This window comes from Lacticaseibacillus sp. 22 (genome assembly GCF_055413445.1).
The window spans coordinates 73253-85165 of record NZ_JBVAYD010000006.1; the positions used below are offsets into that span (position 1 = coordinate 73253).

Below are 11913 nucleotides of genomic sequence, written 5' to 3' on the forward strand. Positions count from 1 at the left end.
ATATGAACAGAAAGGGTTATGTGATGACACCAGAAGCTTATTTTACGGAGGCTAAGCAGGCTTTGAACCTGCCGACAACAACCACTTTACAAAGTGCCTATCAATTCGGCGCTGAAGCAGATAAGTTGGCGGCGTTAGTCCTTGCAGGCAAAAAAACGGCAACGGCCAGTGCGCGGGATTTGTACGCAGCAGATGAACCATTGCCTCAGGTTGGCGCTTATGACGTGATTTTAAATGGTGCAGATGAACCGGTTTGTGTGACGTATACAGATGCGGTTGAAGTGCAGCCCTTTTTAGCTGTCAGTGCCGATCACGCTTATCGCGAAGGTGAAGGCGATCGGAGCCTGGCATATTGGCGCGAAGTCCATCTGGCATTCTTCAAAAACGAATACGCGGCAGAAGGGAAGCAGTTTGACCCGGAAACGGCGCGGATTGTGCTTGAGTCTTTTCATGTGGTGTATCCGCTTTGATGTAGCAGTATTTATTGATGCCGAAGAAAAAGTCTCCAATTGCGGAGACTTTTTCTGTACGAGTTAATAGATCTTCACAGCCGGCAGGTCCAACCTTTTGCCAGTGATGATCCCGTTGTCAATCAGGCAGTTGAAGACTTGTTGGCCGAAGAACGTTGCACTTTTGGCATCAGAACGCCGCTAGCAACCATAACTTTTCATTAATCGTCACCAGCTAGTCAATCCTTGTGTTAAGTTAGTAGCAACCGGGATTTTGAAAGCGAGGTGAGCTGATGCAGATGAGTGAAAAGCTTGAGTTGCAGGTTAAAGCGGCCATTGCCCAGGCATTAGATTCTGGGGATCATATGATTAGTTTCTATCGAGCGCGTAAAAGCCAGTCCATGTACGTGATTCTTGGCCATTCGCAGGACCAATATTTGCCGATTCGGGTCAGCAATCATCGTTCTTTCAGCGGGTTTCAAAAAGTGCCGACATTTGTTTTGCGCTCACAGGAACAATTGACGGCTGATTTGACGGCGTTCCTGAAGACGGCACCATGGCTGACCTTTTGCTATCGGGATTTTTTTGTCTTGTCACTGGTAAAATATGGGCATCACCATCGGACAACCTTTCAAATCGATGACAGCTATGCCACGTTTTCCCAAGAGTCGCAAGCGATGATCTTTTATCAGCTGATTCAGTTGGGTAAACGACCGCGCGTGATGATGAACGGGTTGTCAGCCGATCTTAATCAGGCACTTGGGCAACTGTATGGAACTGATTTAATTGGCAGCTTTACCAGCCAAAAGTCCCTTCTGGTGTACCTGACAGAAGGTGGACGGCGGCTGTTGGATATTTATGCTTGCCAGTATATCGAGCAATTTATGGAAGACTATCACGAAACTGACTGGCACAATTTACAGTTGCCGGCTGCTTGCTTGGCGTCTGAACCGGATCAGGATTAAGCGGATACAAGGGGCGCATGGACACGTCAGGTTTCTGGAGGGGGATGGCAGTATGCTAAAGATCAGGCGGTTTCGGTCGGAAGATGCCCAAGAAGTGGCCGCGGTTGTTGCCCAGACGCTGAGAATCTCAAATCGCGCGGATTACTCGCAAGCTTACTTAGAGGCAAGTATTCAGCGAATGAATCCGACTTTCTTCATTGAAAAGGCCAAGCAGACGCATTTTTACTTAGTGTGTGATGCGGATAAAATTGTAGGCACCGGCGCCATCGGACCTTACTGGGGCAGTGAGACGGAATTTAGCTTTTTTGACATTTTCGTGCTGCCAGCTTATCAAAAGCGTGGTATTGGAAAATTGATCATTCAGACATTGGAACATGATCCCTATTTTAAAAAGGCACATCGGGTTGAAATTCCCGCTTCGATTACTGCTGTGAACTTTTACCGCCACATGGGTTACACGTTTAAAAATGGGGATGCGACGGTGGATGATCAACAGCTTTATCGATTGGAAAAGTTTCCGCAGCGGCAGTAGCACTGTTCTGCATGAGTTGAAACTAGTATCGGTTGGCGTCACAGTGAAAGGGCGGATTTGAAATGGAAAAGATTACGAATTTTCGGTCACTTGGCGGGTATCGGAATGCGAATGGGCAAGCGGTTAAAGCTGACTTGATTTATCGTTCCGGTCAGTTGTTTGAACTGGATGAAGCGCAGGAACATTATTTAGCTAAAGATCTAGGCATCAAGCAGATTGTTGACATGCGCAGTGCCGATGAGCGTGCCCAGTTTCCGGATACCGTGTGGCCGGGCGCCGATTATACAGTGTTGGACATTTTAAAAGACGCCACCGCCAATAATGCCAGTCTCGGCCGTATGATTACCGAGCAAGGCAGTGTCCGCGAAAATATGTTGGCAACGTATGAGCAGCTGGCAGTAAGCAGTTCGGCTCAAACTGGTTATCGCGCATTGATTCAAGCGTTATTGGTGCCAGATCGGCCAACGATTTTTCACTGTTTTGCCGGCAAGGATCGGACCGGAGTTGGCGCTGCGATTATTTTAGAAATCCTCGGTGTATCTGATCAAGACATCATGGCGGATTATCTGCGGACTAATCAGGAACGTAAAAAAGCCAACGAAGAAATTCTCGCTGGCTTAAAAAAGCAAGGGTTTGGCGAGCAGAAACTACAGGCCATTGGCGAAGCGTTAACGGTGGATGCAGCGTATTTGCAGCGTTTTTTCCAGGTGGTGACAGAACATTTTGGCTCTTTTGATCAATATTTATATGAGGGGTTGCAATTATCAGCAGCTGAAATTAATCGGTTTCGAGATCTGTATTTAACGAAATGACGGTGATGATGTGATGCCGATTAAGATCGTGTTCACTGATCGTGACGGGACAATTGGAGGCGCTGGTCATGATTCAGATTCAAAAAGCGACTTTAAAAAGCGACTTTAATGCGGTTCGGCGGGTCTATTACGTTACCTGGCAGGTAGCTTATCGCAATCTGATGCCTGCGAGCTTTTTGAAACAACTGAGTCCGGCCAGCTGGCATCCTGAGCGCCGCTGGCAAAACACGTTCCTAGCAATTGACGACATTGCCGGCATTGTGGGTGTTTGCAGTTATGGACCAGCGCGCATGGCAGAACGTGCTGAGTGGGGCGAGCTCTACTCGATTTATGTTTTGCCAGCGTTTCAGCGGCAGCATGTTGGCGAACGCTTGCTCAACGCCGCGCTCAAGGAACTTGATGTGACTTATACGAATGACTATGTGCGCGTACTTGATAACAACCGCGCGGCGCAAGCATTTTACCGCCGTTTTGGCTTCATTGAAACTAAGACGATCCTTGAAGATGCGACGAAATTTGGCACGATTCGGGAACTTGTTATGGTGCGGAAGCCGGCACAGTAATCGGAGGAAACAACCTGCCTCTGCTGATAACCTGCCTATCTTTTTGCATGCACCTATCCCGAAAACGGAAGCAGGGATCTTTTTACCTACCACTCAGGGAACTTAATGGGGCGCGCGGGGCAGACAAAGTGTCAATCATCAGGTAGATTAGAACTATTATACAAAAGTGATCCTAATATCACTACTGACGGAGGGCATATGGAAATTATCTTAGTTCAGGGCTTAGGGCAGTCTGCCGATGTTTGGCAACCGGTTCAAAAGCAGTTACGGGTGCCCAGTCGCACGTTTGATGTATTTGCCGGACTAACGCCAAACGACTCGCTGACATTGTCGATGCTCAATGACAAACTGGCAAGGGATCTACAAAAGAATCAAACCCCGGTTATTTTGTGCGGTCTGTCTTTGGGTGCTGTTTTAACGCTAATGCAACTTTGCCACCCAGCCACTAAAATTGTCGGGGCCTTAGTTAGCGCACCGCAATACTCACCGCCAAACCGATTATTGATGAAGGCGCAAGATGCGATGTTTCGATTTCAACCAGATTCGGCATTCGCTGATCTAGGTGTTACCAAATCGCAAGTACGTACCTTGACTGATTCGCTGATGCAACTTGATTTAAGGGCAAAGTTGGCAAACGTCGCCGTCCCGACCACGATCTTATACGGGTCTCGCGACTGGGCTAATCGCGGTGCAGCCAAGCGCTTGAACCGGTTAATGCCGCAAAGTCAACTTGAGGTTCTAGCAGGCGGGCATGAGTTGAACATCACCCCACCCCAAGCGTTTGCGGAGGCGATACAGCAGGTGGTTGAACGGGTAAAATGATTTGATGATCTCCAGGCGAAAGAAGAAGCATCAATAGTTGACGTCTAGTGTGAATTGGCAGTAGATTAACGCTAGGAAAAGGATCGTGGCGCCGTTCGATACTTTTACTAGGAACTTAGCTCGCATGTCAGGTTAACAAGCCACTTGCAACGACAACGAGTTGGCTCGCACGATTTGAGGTGGTCACCATGATGTTCGGTGATGTCATTAACGTTTTATTTACGTCTGTTGTTATTTTATGGATCGTTAAAACCTCCAAAGGCAAAATTGATCATCGCACCAAAGAACTTATCGCAATTGTGATTGGTTTGATCATCATTGGAAATCTGGCCGGGTTCCTCATTGTCCAATCCGGCAGCCGCTGGGCACTGACCTATACACTTTCATTTGTTTTTGTTCAGTGGGTCATTCTCTGGTCTTTTGCACGGAATTTCTAAAGTGTTTGACAGGGTTCACTGACTCTGTAGCAATTAAAAAGCAATCGCTCGTCAGTTTTTGGAGACGAGGCGATTGCTTTTTAAATACCCATTATGTCCAAGTACCTGGCTCATGGATTTGATAGTGCTTTGAAAATTGTTCTTTCGTGACAACACGATGATTTGTAACGTCTAGATAATCCCCTAAATAACCGATCGAAGTGATGCCGAACATAACACCATGATCATGGAAAATATCGGCTTTTTCGTTTTGCAAGCTTGGGATCATGGGTGAATACAAACCGGCCATGACAATTCGAAGGCGATCATCTAACCACGTAAGGTAATTTTGATCAAACGCCTCTTGCACCCAATCAGGACGCTGGTTCGTTTTGCTGATTTGCCAGACCGTGGCGGGATGATGTTTATAAAATGCCTGCATAGGATTAGACCTCACTTTAAGATAGTTCGTTACTTCATCGGAAAATAAATGTGGGAAGACAGTATCGAATATGAAGATACCATTGATGACTCGTCGCCATATTGTAAACCTGAAATAACCAGAAAAGAGAAGGAGAACGCGCTGGTAGTTCTAGACCCTGATCATTTTTTAAAGTCAGCGTTAGGATTTTACGATTTGTCAATGAAGCGACTGATAATTCTGAATGAAGTCTCATAATATATAGCCGAGGATGAAGCGGTTGATACGCTCAAAAAAATTGACTAAGGAGATCGAACTATAATTACTTTCGCCTTACCCTATGTTAAACTTTAATACACAAAAAGTAAGAATAAAGCTAGGGGTGGCACGTATGTCTTTGTCCCATAAAAAGTTCTTAGAAGCAACCGTAACAAGCAAAGGTCAAGTAACGATACCTGCCGAAATTAGACGGCGGAGCGGTATAAAGAAGAATACCAAGGTTCGATTCAACATGATGGAAGATGGAACAGTGCAAATGCGTGTTATAAAGGGGTGTAAAATGGAAGGCAAAGAGGAATTAATTACCACCATCCAGAATCTTATGGACAAATATAAAACCGGCATTGACTATTTGAAGGATAAGTAACGTGGAATGTTTAATAGAGGAACAATTGATAGCCGTCAATGTCGTGATTCAAAAAAGGAATGGCCAAGCCTCGGCGGTAATAAGCGGACAGCTTACATCGTCATCGTGCACGTCTAATTTGACACCCCCTAAAATATGTGAAAAGATAACTATTAATCGCAATTCAATAACCAGTCACTACCGGGTGACAGTATCGCAACCGCATTAGGTCTATGCAGCGGTTGCGGATACTGTCGCCTTTTTTATTGGGTAGCGGACGGGTTAAATGACAGGAGGAACAAGAAAATGCAGTGGTTTTATTTAGTGTTAGCAGGCGGATTCGAAGTTGTTTGGGCAACCTTTATGAAGTTATCTCACGGTTTTACGCGCCTGGGCTTTGCTTTGGCAACATTAGCCGGGATGATTCTCAGCTTTGGGTTTCTGGCATTGGCGGTGAAGCATTTGCCGTTGAGTCTGGCTTATCCGGTTTGGACTGGCATTGGTGCCGTGGGGTCGATTATTGTCGGGGTGGTTTTATTTAAGGACCAGTTACAACCGGCGACTTGGTTTTTTATTGCGTTGTTGGTCATTGGCATCATCGGAATTAAAGTGACGAGTGGCGATTAGGTGAGGATTTTCACCTTTTGCGTGCTAGACTTAAACCATTAACTGGAGGTGAGGTAATGTCACCGAATCGGATTATGCGTATGCTTCAAGCGGCAATTGTCGCGGATGCGTTTGGTGTGCCATATGAGTTCAAGCAACGTGGCACATACACTGTTGCTCCGGAAATGGTGGGCGGTGGTTTCTGGGAGCAAGCGCCGGGGACGTGGTCGGACGATACTGCTTTGACGCTGGCGCTACTTGATCATCTGACACACGCTGACAGCTATGCCAAATTGATGGATCGATTAACAGCTTACATGGAAACAGGTGCGTATACGCCAACCGGGCAGTTGTTTGATATTGGTAATGCCTGTGCTAAGGCCATTCGCACTTATGTTATTGAGCAAGCCGAGCCGACCATGTGCGGGGATCCTTCTGAGTTTGCCAATGGTAATGGGGCGTTAATGTGCCTGGCTCCGCTGGCAGTGGCATTATACGCTGAGCCGCGATTTGTCACGCGCGCCAAAAGTTATCGTGCCTACACCCAAATGACGCATCGCCATCCCCGCGCTGTACTTGGCAGTGTGATTTATCTCGAAACGTTGTGGCAACTGTTACATGGAAAATCGTTAACTCAAGCTTTAATGGCGGTGAACTTTTCACTAGTGGCTTTACCAAGCGATGAGCAGGCAGAATTACCGACTTTCAAGCGCCTGTTTGCCGCAGATTTCATGGCACTGCCGCAATCGGCGATCAAATCGAGCGGTTATGTAGTGGATTCGCTGGAAGCAGCCATTTGGGTCGCAGGCAACGCTACTGATTTCAAACAAGGCGTGATGACAGCAGCCAGTTTAGGCGAAGATACAGACACCGTTGCGACAATCGCGGCCTCTTTGCTGGCTGCTAGCGGAAAAGGCGTCATTCCGGAAGTCTGGTGGCACGCGATTGTAAACCGTGAGTTGGCGGAGTCTTACATGCGGCCGTTTGCACAAAAGTTTGCGTAAATGAACGAGTCAAATTAAAAAAGGTGTGAATACGACATGAATGAAGAAGCATCGTGGCTTGAAGAAAGTCACCTAGCAATGCATGGTTGGGATTTTAGTCACTTAAAGGGTCGGTGTGAAACCGAGTCGCTGCCATGGGATTATAGTGAGTGGGTACAGCAGCATCTCCGGTCTAGTGATGAGTGGTTGGATATGGACACAGGGGGTGGCGAGCTGATGCAGACGTTTAAACACCCGGTTGTTAAAACCTCGGTCACGGAAGGCTGGCAACCCAACATTGACTTGCTGAAGCGAACCTTGGTGCCACAAGGGGTGACGCTTTATGCCGATCCGGATGGACAAATGGCGCAGGTGCCAGATCAGTATTTTGATATCGTGACCAACAGTCATGGCGGCTTGCCAATTCCGGCGATTGCTCGGGTACTTCGCTCAAAGGGGATCTTCGTTTCGCAGCAGGTGGGCGCAACTAACAATTACTCGTTGTCACGGTTTCTAGATCCCGCGTATGTACCCGCTTTTCCTGACAATAACCTTCCGCAAGTATTGACGCAATTGCAGGATAACGGGTTTGAAATCTTGAAGGCAGATGCTGCGTTTGTCAAAATGCGTTTCACGGATGTTGGCGCGATTGTTTATTACGCAACGGTTATCCCGTGGGAGTTTCCAAACTTTGACGTTAATCAGGCTATGCCAAAGCTGCATCAGCTCCAAGATATGATTGCCAGTGTCGGCAGCGTCACAACGTTTGAGGATCGGTTTATTGTTTTGGCGCGAAAAAAATAGCCAACTTTCTGCATTCGAAAGTGGCTACGGAGATACTCTGGTTACTTAGTCAACGTTTAACAGCGAGTCTACAGAAATTGAGGCCAGTTGGCTAGCATTCTCTGAAAAATAGTGAGAGCCAAAAAGTTAGCGTTCCCATAGCTTTTCTTGATTTTCTGCATCCCATTCACCGTTCTTGAATTTGCCGATGTGATCTTCGTAAGTGGCAATCTTATAAGCCAAAATTTTTCGTGTTTGTTGGAGTTCGGCAATTTTCTCGTCAAGCTCAATAAGTTGATTTTGTAAGATTGCCTTCTGTGCAGCATCTACTTGCTTGAGTGATGAGCCGTTGTTTGACTCGCGCTTTTTAGCAAGCTGCGTGAATTGCCTGAAAGCATCAATGCCCATGCCTGCGCGGCGCAGACTTCTTACTAAATAGATCCAGTTTAAATCGCGCGTTTGATAATCACGAAATCCCGAAGCTGCGCGATGAACAGGCGGCACAATTCCTGTTTTTTCATAATAACGCAACGTATCTGGTGATAAATCAAATAGGTCAGCAGCTTTTTTGATATTCATAATTTTGATCACTCACTATTTTTCGATTTGTGAAGACTGGCCAATCAATCTTAGATGTCTCTTTCTTGCAGAAACTTCACAAACATATCTACTGAGTCAGGAGAGTTGTGATCAAAGAATTGACTAGTATTGGTATCCAGTGTGGCAATTTGGGCTTTATCCTCATGGGTCAAAGCAAAATCAAAAATGTCAATGTTTTGAGCCATGCGCTCAGGTTTGACAGATTTTGCAAGACTGACGATGCCGCGTTCAAAGTTCCAGCGTAAGATGACTTGTGCCGCAGACTTGCCGTATTTTTTTCCAATGGTGGTTAAAGTTTTATTTGAGAAAATACCGTCTTTCCCTTCAGCAAAAGGTGCCCATGCTTCGAGTAGAACATGACCGCGTGCTTTGGCGTTCATTAAGTCTTGCTCGCGTTGGTAGAAGGGATTGATTTCGATTTGATTGACTTGAACTGGAGCATCTTGAAAAGCCACAATATCGGCCAGACGCTCGCTATTGAAGTTTGATACGCCAATCGCGCGAATCTTTCCCGCTTTTTGGAGATCGGCCAGAGCCTTGAAAGAGCCAAAAATATCGCCATAGGGTTGGTGGAGCAGTACTAAATCCAAATAATCCGTTTGTAGTTTTGTCAGTGAGGCTTCCACGGATTTTGCAGTCGCTTCGTAACCGTAATTGCTTAACCAGATCTTGGTCGTCAGGAAAATCTTATCACGAGGGATCTTGGTTGCGGCCAAGGCTTCCCCTACCTCAGCTTCATTCATATAAGACTGTGCCGTATCAAGATGCCGATAGCCGACATTCAAGGCTTCCAATACCGCCTGTTTTGTCTGATCTTGCGGAATTTGGAACACGCCAAAGCCTAGTGCGGGAATCTCGACACCGTTGTTTAATGTAAAAGTCTGCATTTGTAAAATCTCTTTTCTTTTTATTTGCTGACTTTGTTATAAACCTTGGAGCGCACTCCAAAGCAAGGGAAAAGTTAAACCGAATTGTTAGTTCCTTTTGGTCACCCAAGTGCAAACTTCATTCATTCAGATGTGCTGTATTGAGGATACGTTATTCAAACCCTGAACCACAGTTAAATGAGTCGTTTGGTTCCTGATCCAAGTTGTCCTCAATCAGAAGCTAATTCCTTTTCAATTGCCTGAACTTCGGCTTCATCATCAGCCACAGCGCCACTGGCTAAGGGATGACCACCGCCGCCGTGTCGGACTGCAAGCGTATTGATCTCCTTCGTTTTTCCGCGTAATTCAACGCGATATTTGCCATCTTGGCGTTCGGTGAACACGACCCAGCGATCAATGCTGGCGAGTTTGCCGATGTTGCCAACTGCTCGCTGTTCTTCGCCATACTGCAAACCGAACTGCTGGAGGATAGCTTGCGTGATGATCAGCGACCCGGCACCATTTGTAGTGATGTGGACATTTTCAAGTGCCCAACCGATGAGGCGGCCGACATTTTCCGGGAATTGATCTTCTTGGCGGCCGATTGCTGGAGCGTCGATGCCGGTGGCGAGTAAGTCGGCAGCGGCACGATGGGTTTGAGCGGTGGTCAGATCGTACAGGAAGCGGCCGGTGTCGCCAATAATGCCGGCATACAGAGCTGCGGCGGCTGGTTGCGTGAGCGTCAGGTGCTGGCTGTGTTGGGTCAGCAGCCACACCATTTCAGATGCACTGGAAGCGTTCGTGTCAACCCAGTTGATGGCGCCCAATGGTTCTTCTTCCAGATGGTGGTCGATTTTAATCACCATGGCCCCGCGCTCAAAAAGCGAACCTGCCACGCGTTCACGATTGGACGTATCAATCACGACGACTAACGCATGTTGATACGCAGCGGCAGGGACGTCTTGCTGCGGACCGATCCACGCCAGATCCGGTGCGGCTGGTCCGGCGGTGTAGATGGTTTTTTGCGGATAGGCCGCGCGCAGTAGCAAGGCCAGTCCGGTTTGTGAGCCAATTGCATCAGGATCAGGGTTAATGTGCCGGTGAATGATAATGGTCTCGAATTTTTCAAAAGCAGCAAGGATCTGTTTGATTTCGGTTGACATGTAAAGTAAGCTCCCTTGATAAAAATGTTTGCGGTGACAGTCCGTTGGCAAAAATCGTTGCCTGACACTTACTTCCTTAATCGTACCGGTCTCAAGGAAAAAGACAACTGCTATAATAAATGCAAGCAAACTTATTGGAGGCGGCGGCTTGAAACGACTATTGAAATGGGTAGCGGCACTTATCGGCGTGATGGTGCTGGCAGCAGGCGGTTATTTGATTTATCTTTTTACGACTTATTATCGTTTGCCAGACGATCAAGCGTTGAAGGTTAAGCATCAGCAAAGTGCGCAGTTTAAGCCCGGACAAACCTACACAGCGATGACGTACAACATCGGCTACGGCTCCTATCCGCCCAGTTATAGCTTTTTCATGGACGGCGGTAAGTATTCGCGTGCTTATAGCCAACAAGCCGTGCGGAAAAGCATCAATGGGGTGATCAAAACCACGCAGGCGCAGAAGCCGGACATCGCTTTTTATCAGGAAATTGATCCGGATGGCGATCGTTCGCGGCATGTGAATGAAGTCGAGATGGTGACGAATGCGCAACGGCAATACGCTAACGTTTACGGCCAGAATTACGATTCGGCGTATCTGTTTTACCCGTTTAATCAACCGATCGGCAAGGCTAAGTCCGGGATTCTAACCTTGAGTAAGGCCAAAGTCGATAGCGCCCGCCGCTACAGTTTACCGGTGGACACTGACTTCAATAAAATTATCGACTTGGATCGCGCGTTCACGGCAACGAAAACCACGGTGGCAAACGGTAAGCAATTCATCATGGTGAACATCCACATGTCCGCCTTCACGCCCAATGTCAAAATCCAACAGGCACAGTTCGCCAAGTTATTTAAATATATCAATCATGCCTACCAGCAAGGCAACTACGTCATGGTGGCAGGTGATTATAACCACCGGCTCTTGAAAAACACCGCCGAAATCTTTCACACCAAGGACTTAGACGAAACCTGGACGCATCTGTTTCCTAAGTCAAAGTTACCAGCCGGCTTTTATATCCCGACAATGGGACTGGCAGCGGCGAAGGTACCATCAGTACGCGCGTTGGACCAGCCGTATAAGCCGGGAAAAAGTTTTGTGACCTTGATTGACGGCTATATTCTGTCGCCAAATATCAAAGCGGAAAGTGTCCATGTTGTGTCGACCGGATTTCAGTATTCTGACCATAATCCGGTGGTGTTGAAGTTCCAGTTGAAGTAAAACCTCGCTAAAGTTATTGCATACGATTAAGCACGGACTATTTCCGGTCTCATAGGAAAGTAGCCCGTGCTTTTCTTTCTGCGGTCATTCT

At 47.1% G+C, this 11913-nt stretch carries 16 protein-coding genes; 12 read left to right on the plus strand and 4 right to left on the minus strand.

Annotation, left to right across the window (positions count from 1 at the left end):
- Positions 1 to 23 precede the first annotated feature (23 nt).
- The 7 genes from ACWP87_RS04720 to ACWP87_RS04750 all read left to right on the plus strand — a co-directional run bounded on the left by ACWP87_RS04720 (position 24) and on the right by ACWP87_RS04750 (position 4580).
- Positions 24 to 470 carry an ASCH domain-containing protein gene (locus ACWP87_RS04720; RefSeq protein ID WP_014570189.1) on the plus strand — a complete coding sequence of 149 codons (447 nt, stop codon included), beginning with the start codon at positions 24 to 26 and terminating at the stop codon, positions 468 to 470.
- Positions 471 to 742: 272 nt separating this feature from the next.
- Complete coding sequence (locus tag ACWP87_RS04725) at positions 743 to 1414, plus strand: hypothetical protein (RefSeq protein WP_005684990.1); 672 nt, start codon at positions 743 to 745, stop codon at positions 1412 to 1414.
- A gap of 52 nt (positions 1415 to 1466) precedes the next feature.
- Positions 1467 to 1946, plus strand: a complete 480-nt coding sequence (locus ACWP87_RS04730; RefSeq protein ID WP_014570188.1) for a GNAT family N-acetyltransferase — start codon at positions 1467 to 1469, stop codon at positions 1944 to 1946.
- A 62-nt stretch (positions 1947 to 2008) separates the two neighbouring features.
- Positions 2009 to 2758 carry a tyrosine-protein phosphatase gene (locus tag ACWP87_RS04735; protein WP_014570187.1) on the plus strand — a complete coding sequence of 250 codons (750 nt, stop codon included), beginning with the start codon at positions 2009 to 2011 and terminating at the stop codon, positions 2756 to 2758.
- A gap of 68 nt (positions 2759 to 2826) precedes the next feature.
- Complete coding sequence (locus tag ACWP87_RS04740) at positions 2827 to 3321, plus strand: GNAT family N-acetyltransferase (protein ID WP_005684987.1); 495 nt, start codon at positions 2827 to 2829, stop codon at positions 3319 to 3321.
- 198 nt (positions 3322 to 3519) lie between these two features.
- Positions 3520 to 4143 (plus strand): alpha/beta fold hydrolase, encoded by a 624-nt coding sequence (locus tag ACWP87_RS04745; protein ID WP_005684985.1) that lies wholly within the window; start codon positions 3520 to 3522, stop codon positions 4141 to 4143.
- A 188-nt stretch (positions 4144 to 4331) separates the two neighbouring features.
- Positions 4332 to 4580: a hypothetical protein gene (locus ACWP87_RS04750; protein WP_014570186.1), complete on the plus strand. Its 249-nt coding sequence runs from the start codon at positions 4332 to 4334 to the stop codon at positions 4578 to 4580.
- 91 nt (positions 4581 to 4671) lie between these two features.
- Here the strand turns inward: ACWP87_RS04750 and ACWP87_RS04755 are convergent, their stop codons facing one another.
- Positions 4672 to 5001: a hypothetical protein gene (locus ACWP87_RS04755; RefSeq protein ID WP_005684982.1), complete on the minus strand. Its 330-nt coding sequence runs from the start codon at positions 4999 to 5001 to the stop codon at positions 4672 to 4674.
- A gap of 370 nt (positions 5002 to 5371) precedes the next feature.
- On the opposite strand from ACWP87_RS04755, the gene ACWP87_RS04760 reads away from it, so the two are divergent.
- The 4 genes from ACWP87_RS04760 (at position 5372) to ACWP87_RS04775 (ending at position 7998) form a co-directional block, all read left to right on the plus strand.
- Positions 5372 to 5626 (plus strand): AbrB/MazE/SpoVT family DNA-binding domain-containing protein, encoded by a 255-nt coding sequence (locus ACWP87_RS04760; RefSeq protein ID WP_014570185.1) that lies wholly within the window; start codon positions 5372 to 5374, stop codon positions 5624 to 5626.
- A 285-nt stretch (positions 5627 to 5911) separates the two neighbouring features.
- Positions 5912 to 6232: a DMT family transporter gene (locus ACWP87_RS04765; protein ID WP_005684980.1), complete on the plus strand. Its 321-nt coding sequence runs from the start codon at positions 5912 to 5914 to the stop codon at positions 6230 to 6232.
- 56 nt (positions 6233 to 6288) lie between these two features.
- A complete protein-coding gene (locus ACWP87_RS04770) occupies positions 6289 to 7215 on the plus strand; it encodes an ADP-ribosylglycohydrolase family protein (protein ID WP_005684979.1) in 927 nt (308 codons plus the stop codon).
- 36 nt (positions 7216 to 7251) lie between these two features.
- The gene (locus ACWP87_RS04775) at positions 7252 to 7998 is read left to right on the plus strand and encodes a hypothetical protein (RefSeq protein WP_005684978.1); all 747 of its coding nucleotides are present in this window, start codon (positions 7252 to 7254) and stop codon (positions 7996 to 7998) included.
- A gap of 126 nt (positions 7999 to 8124) precedes the next feature.
- Here ACWP87_RS04775 and ACWP87_RS04780 read toward each other — a convergent pair whose 3' ends face one another.
- From ACWP87_RS04780 to ACWP87_RS04790, 3 genes are all read right to left on the minus strand, one after another.
- Positions 8125 to 8556 (minus strand): MerR family transcriptional regulator, encoded by a 432-nt coding sequence (locus ACWP87_RS04780; RefSeq protein WP_005684977.1) that lies wholly within the window; start codon positions 8554 to 8556, stop codon positions 8125 to 8127.
- A 50-nt stretch (positions 8557 to 8606) separates the two neighbouring features.
- The gene (locus ACWP87_RS04785; RefSeq protein WP_005684976.1) at positions 8607 to 9464 is read right to left on the minus strand and encodes an aldo/keto reductase; all 858 of its coding nucleotides are present in this window, start codon (positions 9462 to 9464) and stop codon (positions 8607 to 8609) included.
- Positions 9465 to 9673: 209 nt separating this feature from the next.
- Positions 9674 to 10606 (minus strand): DHH family phosphoesterase, encoded by a 933-nt coding sequence (locus tag ACWP87_RS04790; RefSeq protein WP_005684975.1) that lies wholly within the window; start codon positions 10604 to 10606, stop codon positions 9674 to 9676.
- A gap of 148 nt (positions 10607 to 10754) precedes the next feature.
- Here ACWP87_RS04790 and ACWP87_RS04795 point away from each other — a divergent pair, with 148 nt between their 5' ends.
- Positions 10755 to 11822 (plus strand): endonuclease/exonuclease/phosphatase family protein, encoded by a 1068-nt coding sequence (locus ACWP87_RS04795; protein WP_005684974.1) that lies wholly within the window; start codon positions 10755 to 10757, stop codon positions 11820 to 11822.
- Positions 11823 to 11913: the final 91 nt, after the last annotated feature.